Below are 15,260 nucleotides of genomic sequence, written 5' to 3' on the forward strand. Positions count from 1 at the left end.
TTAAGAAAGGTGTTTTACAAATTCAGCTCCAAACTGTAAACATTTTTCTACATCTTCATCTTCTGGCGTTAATTCTACTTTTAGTCCTTCTAACACAACTGCTGCCCCGCGCTCTTGTAGCTTTTCTATTAAAATGTCAACTGCCACTCCGTATTTCGGATAAGCCGAATCACACGATCCGAATACTGCCGCTTTTTTCCCAGTTAAATCAATAGAATCCATTGCATCATAAAAATCTAAAAAATCATCAGGAAGATCACCATCTCCCCAAGTATATGCACCTAAAATAATTCCATCATACTGTTCTAATATAGAAGCTTCTGGTGAATCCATAATATCAATAACTTCAATTTCATTTTCTGTTTCACGAATTACGCCGGCAATGTGGTCAGCCATTTCCTCGGTATTTCCACTCATACTTGCAAAAATCATTACTAACTTACTCAACTGAACCTCTCCCTTTACTTTGTATCTCTTTTTCTGTTTGAATGCTCTTCTTCTCATCTACATATTCAGACCGAATTACATTTCTTTGCCATTCCATATGCTGATCAACATCTTTATCTTTATTTTTATCTTTTAATCCCCTCCGCAGAAGGTGAAAATTTTTTCTCATTAACATGTCGCATCCATCCTATTGATAATAATTATCAATTTCAACTACTTTTAGATTAATTGACATTGATTATCAATGTCAACAACTATTTTTAAAAAAATGATTAAAATGTACAAGCTTGTCCGTTAGCTATTCATATACTATGAATGAGCATAGTTCTTTCTCAGCCCTCTCTGACGGAAAGAAATAAAAGCAACTGCAATAGAGTGCAGTTGCCTTTTTTTGTTTTTCTATGATTTTAGTAATCTTATAGTCGTCTCTAAAAATAGCTCCACTCCACAAATTAATGCTGATTCATCCACGTCAAATTTCGGATGATGATGTGGATAACAAGTATATATATTTTCATTACCTGTTCCTAATTTAATGAAACAACCGGGTGCTTTTCTTAAATATGCTGAAAAATCTTCCCCACCCATAGAAGGTTCAAGCTTCACAACACGCTCATTCCCAAACAAATGTAGTGCACTTTCTTCTACTATTTTCGTAATATATTCATCATTAATAACCGGATCATATCCATATCGATACGTATATGTATACGATCCTCCATGTGCTTCTGTAATTCCTTTCACAATTTTCTCGATTTTCCCTTCTGCTTCCACCCTCAATGCTTGATTAAATGAACGAACGGTTCCCATTAAAGTTGCTGTACTAGGAATAATATTGTCAGCCGTTCCCCCATGAAATTGTGTAACTGAAATAACCCTTTGCATAAAAGCACTCGTATTTCTTGATACGATATGTTGTAAATTTGTAATAATCTGTGCTCCGATAGCAATAGGGTCTATCGTTTCTTCTGGCCGCGCCGCATGTCCTCCTTTGCCTTGAATTTCAACTGTAAATACGTCTGGTGCCGCCATCATCGGCCCATACGCAATTCCTACCTTTCCGCTTTCCAATCCAGACATAACATGTAAACCTATTACATAATCAACACCGTCCATTACACCTGCCTCAACCATTTCTTGTCCCCCACCGGGATACACCTCTTCTGCGTGCTGAAAGAATAGACGAATCTCACCTGCAAAATCTTCCTTTATATTTGATAGCACCTCTGCTGTGCTTAATAAAATAGCTGCGTGAGCATCGTGCCCACATGCATGCATCATTCCTTTATTCACAGATGTATAAGATTTACTTGTCTCCTCTTGAATTGGCAAAGCATCTATATCAGCTCGAATCGCAATTACTTTCCCTTGCTTCACACCTCTTTTAATTGCTAGTACACTATACTTCGTCGGTCTCGTTACTTCAAAAGAAGAAAATGAGCATAATGTATCATATATAAATTGCGAAGTTTCTTTTTCATGAAATGATAATTCCGGATACTTATGGAAGTGCCTTCTCCATTTCACGATATTTTCTTCCGAAATTAGATTCTTCCACACTCTATTCATGATAATTTCCTCCTTTTCAAAAGAACTAGAAATTTAAAAGTTTACTCCGTCTTGAATGATTAATAAAAACAAATACTGTATTTTTACGTATTCTTATAGTCCACTTTTATGTATTCACACAATCCACTTTCTATTTACATGTCAAACCCATTACAAATTCATGCTGAATGTAATATAATTGCTAAGTTAGGGATTTTCTTTTTTAGTATTTAGTGCTAATATCAAAAAAGAGCCTTTTGACTTATTTTTACCTAAAATGTGGGATTTTGTTTTTTTCACAATAATGTAGGACATGATACCTACAAAGAGCTATTATTTCATTAAGAGAGGGAAAGACATGGAAAGATTAAAAGAGATATGGTCTCGACCACTCACACAATGGGTTGCAAAGACGGTTTATTATCTTGCAATTTTATTTGCATTACTTTGGTTGTATGGATTCCATGATACAAACACAAGTACATTTATTTACAATGAATTCTAGGGTGGGAACGTTATGAAGTTATTAGAACAAATTGAAAAGTGGGCTGCAGAAACGCCTGATCAAACCGCTTTTGTTTGGCGAGATGCGAAAATTACGTACAAACAATTAAAGGAAGATTCTGATGCGTTGGCACATTGGATTTCTTCTGAGTATCCAGACGATCGTTCACCAATTATGGTGTATGGCCATATGCAACCTGAAATGATTGTTAACTTTTTAGGATGTGTAAAAGCTGGACATGCTTACATTCCTGTAGATTTATCTATCCCAGCTGATCGTGTACAACGTATTGCTGAAAATTCTGGTGCGAAATTACTTTTATCGGCAACAGCAGTAACTGTAACTGATTTACCAGTTCGCATCGTAAGTGAAGACAACTTAAAAGATATTTTCTTTACTCATAAAGGGAACACTCCAAATCCTGAACATGCGGTAAAAGGTGATGAGAACTTCTACATTATTTACACATCAGGAAGCACAGGTAATCCGAAAGGGGTTCAGATTACTTATAACTGCCTTGTTAGCTTTACAAAATGGGCTGTAGAAGATTTCAACTTACAAACAGGGCAAGTATTCTTAAATCAAGCACCTTTCTCATTCGATTTATCTGTAATGGATATTTACCCATCATTAGTAACAGGTGGTACACTTTGGGCAATCGATAAAGATATGATTGCGCGTCCAAAAGACTTGTTTGCTTCTTTAGAGCAATCGGATATTCAAGTATGGACTTCGACACCTTCTTTCGCTGAAATGTGTTTAATGGAAGCATCCTTCTCTGAAAGTATGCTACCGAACATGAAAACATTCTTATTCTGCGGTGAAGTGTTACCAAATGAAGTGGCTAGAAAATTAATTGAGCGTTTCCCAAAAGCAACAATTATGAATACTTACGGTCCAACAGAAGCTACTGTCGCTGTAACAGGTATTCACGTTACAGAAGAAGTGCTTAATCAATACAAATCACTTCCAGTTGGCTATTGTAAATCAGACTGTCGCCTTCTTATTATGAAAGAAGATGGCACGATTGCACCTGATGGTGAAAAAGGTGAAATCGTAATTGTCGGTCCAAGCGTAAGCGTTGGATATTTAGGAAGCCCTGAATTAACAGAAAAAGCATTTACTATGATTGACGGTGAGCGCGCCTATAAAACAGGCGATGCTGGCTATGTTGAAAATGGTCTTCTATTCTATAATGGTCGTCTTGATTTCCAAATTAAGTTGCATGGTTATCGAATGGAATTAGAAGAAATTGAGCATCACCTTCGTGCGTGTTCTTACGTAGAAGGAGCAGTTATCGTTCCAATTAAAAAAGGTGAGAAATACGATTATTTATTAGCGGTTGTTGTTCCTGGGGAGCATTCGTTTGAAAAAGAATTCAAATTAACATCTGCAATCAAAAAAGAACTCAATGAGCGATTACCAAACTACATGATTCCACGTAAATTCATGTATCAATCTTCTATTCCAATGACACCAAATGGAAAGGTAGATCGCAAAAAATTATTGAGTGAGGTTACAGCATGACCGCATATGGATCATTTTATTTTTTCGCTATAGTGGGCATTTTATTAATACCTACTATCATAGCTGGATTAAAAGGTAAAATGTTGCGTAAATATAATGCCGTTTTAACATTAGTCATGCTTGCTATTATCTTCTCAGATAAACCAAAGCAAGCAATGATGTTAGCCGCATTTATTATTTGGCAATATGCCCTAATTAAAGGCTATTTAATTTTAAGAAAACAAAATAATAGTACATTCACATTTTGCATAGCTGTTATTTTATCGATTTTGCCTCTTATTTTGGCAAAAATCGCACCATTTGCATCGTTACTACCTGAGTTAAAACTTGTTGTTTTTCTAGGTATATCTTACGTAACATTCAGAGCAGTTCAAATGGTATTTGAAGTTCGTGATGGTTTAATTAAAGAGCTTTCTTTCTTTAACTTCTGGGAATTCGTTTTATTTTTCCCTGCGATTTCAACAGGACCTATCGATCGTTACCGTAGATTCCAAAAAGATATTCAAAAGCCACCTAGCGCTGAAGAATATCAAAATTTACTATATACAGGACTAAATCGTATTTTCCAAGGTTTCTTGTATAAATTTATTATTGCTTACTTAATAAAGCAATATTGTATGGATCCAGCATTCGCTCAACACGATACAATCTTTTCAAATATGATTTACATGTATAGCTATAGCTTATATCTATTCTTTGATTTTGCTGGTTATAGCTCTTTTGTAATTGGTGTAAGTTATATGATGGGAATTAAAACGCCAGAAAACTTTAATAAGCCATTCCTTAGTCGTAATATTAAAGACTTCTGGAACCGCTGGCACATGAGTTTATCATTCTGGTTCCGTGACTTCATCTACATGCGTTTCGTATTTTTTGCAACGAAGAAAAAGTTAATTAAGAACCGTTACACAATTTCGTATATCGGTGCATTTTTAAACTTCTTCATTATGGGAATTTGGCATATCCAAGGAAGCGCTGTTGCGCAGTATATTATTTATGGTCTATATCATGCCGCACTGTTTATTTTATTCGATATTTTCGAACGAAAAAACAAGAAGCATAAATTTTGGCCAAACAATAAATTCACACGCATCCTTGCGATTGTAATTACGTTCCACATTGTATGTTTCGGTTTCCTAATCTTCTCTGGACACCTTAACAGATACTTTTAATGCACCCTTCTTATTCCATTAAGAAGTTGCACATATAATATATTTCGGATATAAAGGAGATTTTAAAAATGGCAGAATTCAAAGAGCAAGTATTAGATATTTTAGAAGAAGTATGTGAAAACGATATTGTGAAAGAAAACTTAGATGTTCAATTATTTGAAGAAGGTATTCTTGATTCTTTTGCTGTAGTATCTTTATTAGTTGAATTCCAAGAGCGTTTAGATATTGAAGTTTCTATTTCTGATTTTGACCGTGACGAGTGGGCTACACCAAACATGGTTATTAAAAAGTTGGAAGAAATCCGATGAACAAAGCAAAATTTGGTCCGATGCTTTTAGCATTGGCCCTTTTTGCTGTATTCTTACTTATTCCAACGCGCTTCCTACTTCCACTTTTAAGTGATGAAAAAGTAGAACAAGCTGCCACTTCTTTAAAAGAAGAAAAAATTCAAAGTATGATTTTACAGCAAAAGATGTTAGCAGATCCAAAATATCTTCCGATGTACGGTTCATCGGAATTCGCACGTATGGATGCTTTCCATCCATCTAATTATTTTAAAGTAAAGCCTGAAGGGTTCACACCATTCCTTCTTGGACGCGGCGGAACACAAGACCTTGTACATGTGTTAAACTTTGCATCTACAATGGATCAATTGAAAGATAAGAAAATGGTATTCGTTCTTTCTCCGCAATGGTTTGTACCACAAGGTATTGATGAAACGCACTTTGCACCTAACTTTTCAAAACAACAAGGTTACCACTTCATTTTCAACAATGATTTAAAACCTGAAATGAAAAAACAAATTGCAAAGCGTTTATTAAACTTTGAGATTGTAAAAAAAGAAACTTTATTAAAAATCTCGCTTGAAGGCATCGCTTATGATGATACGAAGTATAAAGTAAAAGCACTTGCTGCTAAACCTTTCGCTTATATTTACCGTAACATTTTAGATCGTAAAGATTTATTTACAGCTATGTTTAATATTAAACCGCACAAAGAGAAGCTCGATCCTTCATTAAAACAAATGAACTGGGAAGAAGCTCGTAAACATGCGGATCAAACAGGTGCAGCAGAATCTGGATCTAATGAATATGGTATCGAAGATGGTTACTTCAATAGCAAAATTAAGAAAAAATTAAAGCAACGTGAAGGTTACTTAAAAAATGATGCTTACGACCAATCGCCAGAATATGAAGATTTACAAATTGTACTTGATTTATTAAAACAATCTGGTGCAAAACCACTCTTCATTTCTGTTCCTGTAAAAGGTCCTTGGTACGACTACGCTGGCTTCCCGAAAGAACGCCGCGAAGCATACTATAAGAAAGTTCATGAGCAAATTGAAAAAGCTGGTTATCCAATTGCCGACTTCTCAAATCATGAATACGATAAATACTTCTTAAAAGATCATATGCACTTAGGTTGGAAAGGCTGGGTTTACATCGACGAAGCCATCCAACAATTTTATAAAGCAAACTAATGAAAAGACCGCTTGAATTACTCAAGTGGTCTTTTTGTATATATTTTGTAATTGTTCGATTGCATTCTCTGCTTCTTTCATAACTCGCTCCACTACATGCTGAGCTGATTCGATTCGAGCTAATGATGCTGCCTGTCCTGCCCAAAGTGACATATATTCTTCCTTATTTTGCTTCGCTGCCTCTTGGCGTATTTTAGAAGTTAATACGTTTTGCACTGGATACATCGGTAGCCCTTCTTCTTTTCCTTCATGTCTCTCTATAAATTCATTCCGAATACCCCGCGCATATTTCCCAGAAAACGCACGAGTTACAGTTGTGCTCGTATCTGTACTATGTAAAACCGCTTCTTTATACACATCGTGCGTAATACTCTCTTCACTTGTTAAAAAGGCCGATCCCATTTGAACACCTTCTGCTCCTAGTGCCAATGCCGCAACAAGCCCTTGTCCGTTCATTACACCACCTGCTGCGACAATTGGGATATGCGGAATAGCCCCTACTAACTGAGGTATTAACGCAAAAGTACCGATCATAGCATCTCGTTCTTTCCCAATAAACGTTCCTCTATGCCCTCCGGCTTCGCTTCCTTGCCCGACAATAATATCTACTCCTAGCTCGGCAAGTACTTTCGCTTCCTTCACATGGGTAGCTGTTCCGATAACTTTTATTCCACTTCTTTTTAAATCATTTATTTCTTCTTTTTCTAACGTTTGAAATGCAAAGCTAACGACTGGTACTTTTTCATCTAATAACACTTGTAATTGTTCCTTATAGCTTTTTGGAAGTTTTAACGTCCCTTCTACTTCTATACCTAATTCTCTATTTACTCCACTTAGTAATACTTTCGCCTCATTTACCTTCTCTTCTTCTATTTGTATCTCTTTCGTTACAAGTAAATTAACACTGAAAGGCTTATCTGTTAGTTCTCTTATTCTATAAATCGCTTCACGAATTTGTTCTGGGCTCATATAGCCCGCTCCAAGCGTCCCTAATCCTCCGCTATTACTTACTGCTGCAACAAGTTCTGGCGTCGTAATCGCGCCTGCCATACCGGCTTGAACAACGGGATACTCAATTTTTAATATGTCTGTTACTCGACTTGTAAACATCATTTTCCCTCCTATTTCCCTTATATCTTCTTTATTTGATAAGCTTTCCCCTGCTTTTGCAAGGGTTGAACTTCATATGAAGCGAATATATTGAAAGAGAAGGAGGCTGAGCTTAATGATTTATCCAAATGCATTAAAACAAGGTGATACAGTAATGATTATTGCACCATCTGGTCCACCTACAATCGAAAATGTATTAAAAGGTGTGAATGTATTACAAGAGATGGGGTTATCCGTAATAATCGGGAAGAGTGTTTACGAGAAATATGGATTTTTAGCCGGAAGTGATCAAGTTCGGCTTGACGATATACATGAAGCATTTACAAATAATGAAGTGAAGGCCGTTTTCTGTGCACGAGGTGGTTACGGAAGTGCTCGTCTCCTCCCTCACATTCAATATGAAATCATTCGGCAAAACCCTAAAATCTTTTGGGGGTATAGTGATATTACAGCTTTACATAATGCTTTTTCACGTTATGCAAAGCTTATAACATTTCATGGTCCGATGATTGAAGAACTAGGAAAAGGTATTGATTCCCTATCTTTATCCTCTTTCAATCAACTATTCCATCCGTATTCAACCATTTTATCTGCATCAGAATGTATCGTACCTAGCTCTCACAGTACAGTTACAGGTACGTTAGTTGGAGGAAATTTAGCTGTGTTAACAAGTATAATTGGCTCGCCCTACGAGATAAATACGGACAATACACTTTTATTACTTGAAGACATTGGTGAAGAACCGTACCGCATTGACCGTATGTTAAATCAGCTACTTTTATCTGGAAAGTTTAATGAATGCAGGGGCGTTATTTTCACAAGTTGTCACGACTGCACTCCTTCAAAGCCATCTCAATCATTGCAAACAATATTATATGAGTATTTCACTCCATATGCTATCCCTGTCCTGTTCGGTCTACCGATTGGACATATAAGTCCAAACATTGGGATTCCTCTTGGAGCTACAGCTACAATAAGTACACATAATAAAACACTCTCTATTTCTTCCGGCGTAGCCACCCCGTGTTCAAATTAAAAAGGAAAAGCGATTACGCTTTTCCTTTTATTTATAATAGTTAAAAATTCGTCCAGATGCGATATCTGCAATTTCTTCTGGAATAAATGTTTTACTTATATCAGTGCCAACATTTAATACAGCTATAGCATCTTTCTCAATGCTACCAAATAACTCTTTCCCACGTATCGTAATAAGGGGCGTTCCTTCTGGCAACACATCTTTTACAAATTCCATTTGTGTAAAGAACGGAACGATCCATCTACCTTCTCCTTGGAAATGACGCAAACGAAGTATTCCTTCTGTTGCCCCGTCCTCTGCTTCTAGTGAACCAGCAACATAAAACTCAGTAGATAAGAGCAATTCATAAAATTCCTTTTGCTTTTGTTTATCATCCCCTGCTACAACAAGTACCTCTTCTAATTTCTTTACTGAAATTTGCTCCATATGATGCCACCCCTATTTTCAAAATGATTGTACTTAGATTATACGAAATATTCTTATTTTTTTCTACATAATTCGCAATTATTTTCTTAAAATAATTTTAATACTTCTTTTGTCGTCACAATCGTAGCAAACTCTTCATGTAAATTTACAAGTGTCATATTGTGAATATCCTCTGCACTATACTCCTTACCATCTAAACCTTTACGGTTAAAAGTAGCCGTTGCATCACTCACTAAATATGTTGTAAATCCTAAATTCCCTGCCATTCGTGTCGTAGTTTCCACACAGTGATTTGTCGTTAATCCTACAACCATTACTGCATTACATTTGTTCTTTCTTAATTGCTCTTCTAAATTTGTCCCAATGAACGCGCTGTTAACGAATTTCTGAATAACCACTTCACCAAGTAGTGGTTGCACTTCTTCTTTAAAGTTTACCGTTTCCGCTCTCTCATAAAACATTGACTGCGCATTTTCTTTATTTACATGTTGAATATGAAAAACTGGTCGTTCCCTTTTTCTCCATTCTTCTAATAAAATTCTCATGTTTTCTTCAGCAAAAATATTATTTCTCTCGCCCCAATCTGGTAATTGAAATGCCTTTTGTACATCGATTATGATAAGTGCTATTTGATTTTTCATCATTTCCCCCTTAATTTGGCTGTAATCGAAATAGAAAACCAAGTTGTTGTGACGCAGTAATAAAGCAAACATAGGCGCAAAGCTCTACAATTTCTTTTTCTGTCCAATATTGTTTTAATACGTGAAACATAGTATCATCTATTGCTTTTCGGTCATGAACAAATGTATGCGCAAAAGTAACGGCTACACCAATCTCCTCTGCCTTTTGCACATCATCAGGTCTTCCTTTTGCCATACAGTACGGACATTCATTCCCATACGCTAATGTTCTTCTCACTTGCTCCTTCAACTCTGCTGAAAGAGTTCCTTTATTGTACAGTGTATCTTCTAACGTACTCCACGAATGTAATATATCCGAATTATGCCCTAATAACTTTTGAAACTTTGTATCTCCTACATTTGATAATGAAATTCTCTCCATCATTTCCCCTCCTATTCCCTTCTGTTTTATTGTAAAATAAATAACGTTCACTTTACATTTCATATGAATCTTAATTTATATTTTCCCTTTACAAAAATCATTATTTTACTGGAGGTATATTTACAAATGCAATTAGACCGTGTTGATCGAAAAATTTTAAATGAATTATATAATGATAGTCGCCTTTCGATGCGTGAATTGGCGAAACGAGTAAACTTATCTGCTCCGTCTACTTCAGAACGTGTTCGTAAGCTCGAAAGCGAAGGGGTTATTCAAAAATACACAATCGATATTGATTATAAAAAGGCAGGACTCGTTTTAGATTGTATTTTAGAAATCACTTTAAAAAATGGTGATACAACACGTATGCAACAGTTTATTCAGTCTTATCCATCTGCAAGTTTTTGTTACCGAGTAACAGGAAGCTTATGCTACATTGTAAAAATTTCTGTTCCTTCACTCGTCGAACTGGAAGAATTTATCAATGATGTTTCTTCATATGCAACGACCGTTTCTCATATCGTATTATCAGAAGTATCTCTTACTCCTGATATTGAACATATCTTCCCAGAAGATTAATTTATTTTTATTCATAAAATATAAAAAAACCCCTTACAATAAGAATAAAAATAATATATTATGTATTAAAATACATAAAGTTCGAGAAAGGGGCTTTACATTGAAAATCTGGTTTTATGAAAAAACGGCACAATTAGATGACTTGCTTGGTATTTGGGACAATGTTCCGACCATCCCGCGAATTGGTGAAAAAGTGGAGATTTTAAAGACGGTCCGTACTGTTACAGATATTAAATATGTAAAGAACGGTAATAATTTCCGCGTGGAAATTATTACAAATTAAAAAGTAGCTCTTAAGGAGCTACTTTTTAATTATCTATTATGTGCTTTCTTTATAACAATTTTATCTTCTTCTACAGATACTGTTACATAATCATTTTCTTCTAACCGAAGCTTATTTACAGCCTCATCTGGTAACTCTATGGCCATCAATCTATCGGTTACGATCACTTGACTATACACTTCATTTTCTTGTGATGAACTCACTACTTTTTGCTCATTTATAAAACGTACTCGTGGCACGCCAACTTCTTTTACTGTACGCCATTGTTTCCAAACATAAGGAATTAACCAAAGTAATCCAACAACTGTAAGACCGATACCAATCCATAAATTACTTTGCGCTTGTAATTCAGTAATTGAGATTGTACCACTTTCTTCTCCACCGAAAAATTGCATACTTGTTGCAATCTAAGTGAATTTTATGTAATAAAAATCCCCGTTTTTACAAGCGGGGATTTCTTTTATTATAATACGTCACGTTTTTGGAATAATGCACTTGATGCTACAAGTAACACAACAAAGTATGCAACTACAAGTAATAATGAAGTTGTAAACGTAAATTCTGTAAATGTTGGTTCCATTCCACCATTGATTAATTTATTACTATCGTAAGCTCTTAAATCCAAATGGTTGAATACTACAAACTTCGCTACACCTTTTGCAAACATTATTAATACCATATTAATTGCACCTTGTAAGAAGAATAGGAACATCGTAATAATTAATGGTAATACAGATTTTCTAAAGACATTTGCTAGGAAAAATGCAAGTGTTGCAAAAAAGAACGGTGAAAGTAGTTGATATAAAGTTGACTTCATTACGATTCCTAACGTTAATTCTGTTTTACTACCATCCATTACAATACCGCCAATAATCATTGCAATTAGCATACCAGCTAATACGATAAATAACATTGCTAATAACACTGTAATATATTTAGAAAATAAAACTGCAAGTCTTTTTCTTGGACGGATTAACAATTGTTTAATTGTACCTTTTTGGAACTCATCAGTAAGAGTACGGGCAGCAAGTGTAATCCCAAAAATCGTTGTAAATAAAACAATTAAGCCAATCTCTGAGTTTGCATAATCTAAATATGACCCCTTAAACTCATCACCTTTTCCCCACTTCAACATTGCTAAAGTACCTAAAATTTCGAGTGCCGCAATGACACCAATTAAAATATACATACCTTTTTTCGCATGCAACTTTAAAAATTCATTTTGAATTAATTTAAACATTACGCTTTCACTCCCCCAGTAATCGCTAAGAACTCATCCTCTAAAGTTTTATTTTGAACAGTAACCCCATATACAAGCACATCAGCATGAACAAGTTTTTTTACAAGTTGCGGAATGTTGTCTTTTGTTACAGATGCTACAATTACATTCCCTTTTGCTTTACCTTTAATGATTTCATTTGCTTTCTGAACTTCATCTACTTCAAACGCTACAACGGCTGCCTCATCATGTTTCACTTTTTCATGTAAGTTGTACTCTTGTACAAACTCACCTTGTTTAATAATAACGACGCGATCACACATTAATTCAATTTCACTCAATAAGTGACTTGATACGATTACAGCAATATTCTCTTCTTTCGCTAAACGTTGTAAATAATCACGAATTTGGCGAATACCAGCTGGATCTAATCCATTTGTCGGCTCATCTAAAATTAAGATTTTCGGCTGATGAAGTAATGCCTGTGCAATTCCTAAACGTTGTTTCATACCAAGTGAATATGTTTTCACCTTTTTATGAATCGCATGCTCTAATTCAACAAGCTTGACAATCTCAGCAATGCGCTCTTTACTAATTGGTGTAATGGCCATGTTCGCAAAATGCTTTAAGTTTTGCATTCCTGTCATATAATCATATAGTTCAGGATTTTCTACAATCGCTCCAATTTGCTCTAGTGCCTTTTCACGCTCCGAGCGAATACTATGTCCACAAATTGTAATATCGCCCTCTGTCATTGAAATAAGACCTGTCATCATACGGATCGTCGTCGTCTTACCGCTACCGTTCGGTCCAAGGAAACCGTATACTTCTCCTTCACGAACCTCAAATGATAAACCACGAATAATTTCCGTTCCACCAATCTTTTTTCGAACATTCTCTAACTTTACTACTACGTTTCCCAATGCTGATTCCTCCTTTAGACTTCTAGTTTTTTATCGATAATATAAGCAATTACATATATTATTAGAGCACTAACCATTACCATGAAACTTATATTAAAAATGTTAAATCCATTTTCTTGAAACATATTAATAAATAGACTCTTGCTTTCACTATGATATTCTACTCTTCGCAATACTTGGAAAGCTGGAGCTAATTTTCCTAGCAAGGTTGTCGCTAAAGTAATCGCTATATTTATTACTAGAAAAATAATAACGATCAGTATATTTTGCGCCTTTTTCTTTTTGGTAAGTAACTTAACTAGAGTAATTACTAATATGATTTGTAACACACTAAACAAAAACTCAAATAAATCGCTTATCGTATATATTAAATTATTAATTATGCCTACTTGCATAATCTCTTTTGCCTCTACATATACAGAAGTCGTAGGAAAAGCTAATACATAACTTACGTAGAAAAGAATTCCACATATCCCATACCATATAGCCATTGCGATAAATGAGAAAATAAGCATAGAAATTACATATTGTTTCCCAGATATTGCTGTAAGTCGTAACATTGGATTAGTTAGTAAGCGTGAATATGATTTCATTGTTTGTATAAACATATAAACAATATAAAAGAAAAATATAATCATAATGATTCCAAATATACCCTCTTGTCTACTGATAGCCGCATCACTTTTTCTTACAATCATTTGTGAAAATAACACAGCTTCAATTAGCACAAAGAATAAAAAAGTAACAATATATCTTTTCTTATTTACATTCCATAAATAGGAAAGTACTGACTTCACTTACTAAACACCTCCTTAAACAATTCATGAACTGCTTTTCCTCTCTGAAAACGAATTTCTTCTACATTTTCATATAGAACCATTTCTCCATCTTTTAAAAAGATCACTTCATCAAAAATATTTTCAATTTCATTTATTAAGTGAGTGGAAATTAATATCGTACAATCTTCCCTATAGAACTGTAGAATTAAATCCAATACATGTTCTCTAGAAAGAGGATCTATCCCGCCCAACGGCTCATCCAGTACGTATAGCTTCGCTTTTCGAGAAAATGTTAAAATGATTTGCAGCTTCTCTATCATACCTTTTGACAATGCTGTAATTTTTTCTTCTAACGGTATTTTAAATTCTGCAATCGTATCTACCGCTTTTTGAATATCGAAGTCTTTATAAAAATCTCGGTAAAAAAATAAAGCATCTTTTACAGTCATCCAATCATCAAAGACTGGCTTATCAGACATAAATGAAACGATTTCTTTCGTCTGTAATCCTACCTTTTTACCGTCTATTGTAATACTACCTTCAGAAGGGTGTTGCAAGCCTGCAATCATTTTCAATAACGTCGTTTTCCCGCTCCCGTTATCTCCAACAAGCCCAACGATTTTCCCTTCCGTAATCTCTATGTTTAATTCACGGATCACTGCTTTTAATCCGTATCTCTTCCATAAGTTTTCTATTTTCAATAGCTCTGTCATTGGCTCTCCTCCCTCTTATCATGTAATGAAGAACGAAGAATTGTAAGAATTTCTTCTTCTGAAAAACCTAAATTGTCCATTCCATCTATAAAAGAATGAAGTAATTCTTTCGCCATCTCTTTTCGCAGCTCCATAATTTTCTCCCCTTCATTCGTTACATACCGTCCCATTCCTCTACGTGTGACAACAACTCCATCCCGTTCTAGCTCTTGAAATGTACGCTGAATCGTATTTGGATTCACTTGTAATTCACTCGCTAATTCACGGACAGAGGGAATTTTATCACCAGGCAATAAATGTCCTGTTACGATCTCTTTTTTTATGTATTCCATTACCTGAATGTAAATTGGTGTATTTGGAGAAAACTCTATTTTCATTTCTTCCCTCCTTTTGTATCGGTGTACTAGTTAAATAATACACTGATACAAAAGGTTTGTAAATACCCATTTAA

The 15,260-nt window shown here is 35.1% G+C and carries 20 protein-coding genes and 1 pseudogene; 8 read left to right on the plus strand and 13 right to left on the minus strand.

The annotated features are described in order from the left end of the window. The 3 genes from QO049_RS08200 to amaA all read right to left on the minus strand — a co-directional run bounded on the left by QO049_RS08200 (position 1) and on the right by amaA (position 2,016). Positions 1 to 447, minus strand: coding sequence for a flavodoxin (locus QO049_RS08200; RefSeq protein WP_000041153.1), 447 nt, complete (start codon positions 445 to 447; stop codon positions 1 to 3). Next, entirely contained in the window at positions 440 to 622 is a 183-nt protein-coding gene (locus tag QO049_RS08205) for a hypothetical protein (RefSeq protein WP_000929021.1), read from the minus strand. Before QO049_RS08205 ends, QO049_RS08200 begins: the two co-directional genes overlap by 8 nt. A gap of 224 nt (positions 623 to 846) precedes the next feature. Then, positions 847 to 2,016: an N-acyl-aliphatic-L-amino acid amidohydrolase gene (gene amaA, locus QO049_RS08210; protein ID WP_001082785.1), complete on the minus strand. Its 1,170-nt coding sequence runs from the start codon at positions 2,014 to 2,016 to the stop codon at positions 847 to 849. A 337-nt stretch (positions 2,017 to 2,353) separates the two neighbouring features. Between amaA and QO049_RS08215 the strand changes: the two genes are divergently transcribed. The 5 genes from QO049_RS08215 to dltD all read left to right on the plus strand — a co-directional run bounded on the left by QO049_RS08215 (position 2,354) and on the right by dltD (position 6,679). Beyond that, positions 2,354 to 2,500, plus strand: coding sequence for a teichoic acid D-Ala incorporation-associated protein DltX (locus QO049_RS08215; protein ID WP_000440293.1), 147 nt, complete (start codon positions 2,354 to 2,356; stop codon positions 2,498 to 2,500). A gap of 12 nt (positions 2,501 to 2,512) precedes the next feature. Next, positions 2,513 to 4,027: a D-alanine--poly(phosphoribitol) ligase subunit DltA gene (gene dltA, locus QO049_RS08220; protein WP_000770512.1), complete on the plus strand. Its 1,515-nt coding sequence runs from the start codon at positions 2,513 to 2,515 to the stop codon at positions 4,025 to 4,027. Beyond that, positions 4,024 to 5,199 (plus strand): D-alanyl-lipoteichoic acid biosynthesis protein DltB, encoded by a 1,176-nt coding sequence (dltB, locus tag QO049_RS08225; RefSeq protein ID WP_000127953.1) that lies wholly within the window; start codon positions 4,024 to 4,026, stop codon positions 5,197 to 5,199. Before dltA ends, dltB begins: the two co-directional genes overlap by 4 nt. A gap of 68 nt (positions 5,200 to 5,267) precedes the next feature. Further along, on the plus strand, positions 5,268 to 5,507 hold the full coding sequence (dltC, locus tag QO049_RS08230) for a D-alanine--poly(phosphoribitol) ligase subunit DltC (protein ID WP_000807310.1): 240 nt from the start codon (positions 5,268 to 5,270) through the stop codon (positions 5,505 to 5,507). Continuing rightward, positions 5,504 to 6,679: a D-alanyl-lipoteichoic acid biosynthesis protein DltD gene (gene dltD, locus QO049_RS08235; protein ID WP_001030268.1), complete on the plus strand. Its 1,176-nt coding sequence runs from the start codon at positions 5,504 to 5,506 to the stop codon at positions 6,677 to 6,679. Before dltC ends, dltD begins: the two co-directional genes overlap by 4 nt. 21 nt (positions 6,680 to 6,700) lie before the next feature. Here the strand turns inward: dltD and QO049_RS08240 are convergent, their stop codons facing one another. Continuing rightward, complete coding sequence (locus QO049_RS08240) at positions 6,701 to 7,789, minus strand: NAD(P)H-dependent flavin oxidoreductase (protein ID WP_000495286.1); 1,089 nt, start codon at positions 7,787 to 7,789, stop codon at positions 6,701 to 6,703. Between the two features lie 115 nt (positions 7,790 to 7,904). On the opposite strand from QO049_RS08240, the gene QO049_RS08245 reads away from it, so the two are divergent. After that, complete coding sequence (locus tag QO049_RS08245; protein WP_000640067.1) at positions 7,905 to 8,825, plus strand: S66 peptidase family protein; 921 nt, start codon at positions 7,905 to 7,907, stop codon at positions 8,823 to 8,825. Between the two features lie 27 nt (positions 8,826 to 8,852). On the opposite strand, the gene QO049_RS08250 is transcribed toward QO049_RS08245, so the two are convergent. The 3 genes from QO049_RS08250 to QO049_RS08260 all read right to left on the minus strand — a co-directional run bounded on the left by QO049_RS08250 (position 8,853) and on the right by QO049_RS08260 (position 10,316). Beyond that, positions 8,853 to 9,251: an SseB family protein gene (locus tag QO049_RS08250; RefSeq protein ID WP_000435264.1), complete on the minus strand. Its 399-nt coding sequence runs from the start codon at positions 9,249 to 9,251 to the stop codon at positions 8,853 to 8,855. An 86-nt stretch (positions 9,252 to 9,337) separates the two neighbouring features. Beyond that, positions 9,338 to 9,892: a cysteine hydrolase family protein gene (locus tag QO049_RS08255; RefSeq protein WP_000795748.1), complete on the minus strand. Its 555-nt coding sequence runs from the start codon at positions 9,890 to 9,892 to the stop codon at positions 9,338 to 9,340. A gap of 10 nt (positions 9,893 to 9,902) precedes the next feature. After that, positions 9,903 to 10,316 carry a carboxymuconolactone decarboxylase family protein gene (locus QO049_RS08260; RefSeq protein WP_284489252.1) on the minus strand — a complete coding sequence of 138 codons (414 nt, stop codon included), beginning with the start codon at positions 10,314 to 10,316 and terminating at the stop codon, positions 9,903 to 9,905. 123 nt (positions 10,317 to 10,439) lie between these two features. Between QO049_RS08260 and QO049_RS08265 the strand changes: the two genes are divergently transcribed. Beyond that, on the plus strand, positions 10,440 to 10,892 hold the full coding sequence (locus QO049_RS08265) for an Lrp/AsnC family transcriptional regulator (RefSeq protein ID WP_001175505.1): 453 nt from the start codon (positions 10,440 to 10,442) through the stop codon (positions 10,890 to 10,892). 100 nt (positions 10,893 to 10,992) lie between these two features. Beyond that, positions 10,993 to 11,175, plus strand: coding sequence for a DUF3913 family protein (locus QO049_RS08270; protein WP_000707107.1), 183 nt, complete (start codon positions 10,993 to 10,995; stop codon positions 11,173 to 11,175). Between the two features lie 29 nt (positions 11,176 to 11,204). On the opposite strand, the pseudogene QO049_RS08275 reads toward QO049_RS08270, so the two are convergent. The 6 genes and pseudogenes from QO049_RS08275 to QO049_RS08300 form a co-directional block, all read right to left on the minus strand. After that, positions 11,205 to 11,582, minus strand: a pseudogene (locus QO049_RS08275) (AbrB/MazE/SpoVT family DNA-binding domain-containing protein); the annotation flags it as partial. Positions 11,583 to 11,638: 56 nt separating this feature from the next. Further along, the gene (locus tag QO049_RS08280) at positions 11,639 to 12,415 is read right to left on the minus strand and encodes an ABC transporter permease (RefSeq protein WP_000475428.1); all 777 of its coding nucleotides are present in this window, start codon (positions 12,413 to 12,415) and stop codon (positions 11,639 to 11,641) included. After that, a complete protein-coding gene (locus QO049_RS08285; RefSeq protein ID WP_048568825.1) occupies positions 12,415 to 13,317 on the minus strand; it encodes an ABC transporter ATP-binding protein in 903 nt (300 codons plus the stop codon). Before QO049_RS08285 ends, QO049_RS08280 begins: the two co-directional genes overlap by 1 nt. A 14-nt stretch (positions 13,318 to 13,331) precedes the next feature. Next, positions 13,332 to 14,114: a hypothetical protein gene (locus QO049_RS08290; RefSeq protein ID WP_000843921.1), complete on the minus strand. Its 783-nt coding sequence runs from the start codon at positions 14,112 to 14,114 to the stop codon at positions 13,332 to 13,334. Then, the gene (locus QO049_RS08295) at positions 14,111 to 14,809 is read right to left on the minus strand and encodes an ABC transporter ATP-binding protein (protein WP_000137747.1); all 699 of its coding nucleotides are present in this window, start codon (positions 14,807 to 14,809) and stop codon (positions 14,111 to 14,113) included. Before QO049_RS08295 ends, QO049_RS08290 begins: the two co-directional genes overlap by 4 nt. Beyond that, the gene (locus tag QO049_RS08300) at positions 14,806 to 15,186 is read right to left on the minus strand and encodes a GntR family transcriptional regulator (RefSeq protein ID WP_000687512.1); all 381 of its coding nucleotides are present in this window, start codon (positions 15,184 to 15,186) and stop codon (positions 14,806 to 14,808) included. Before QO049_RS08300 ends, QO049_RS08295 begins: the two co-directional genes overlap by 4 nt. Between the last annotated feature and the right edge of the window lie 74 nt (positions 15,187 to 15,260).

This window comes from Bacillus sp. RB3 (assembly GCF_030164735.1).
Taxonomy (GTDB): Bacteria; Bacillota; Bacilli; order Bacillales; family Bacillaceae_G; genus Bacillus_A; species Bacillus_A cereus.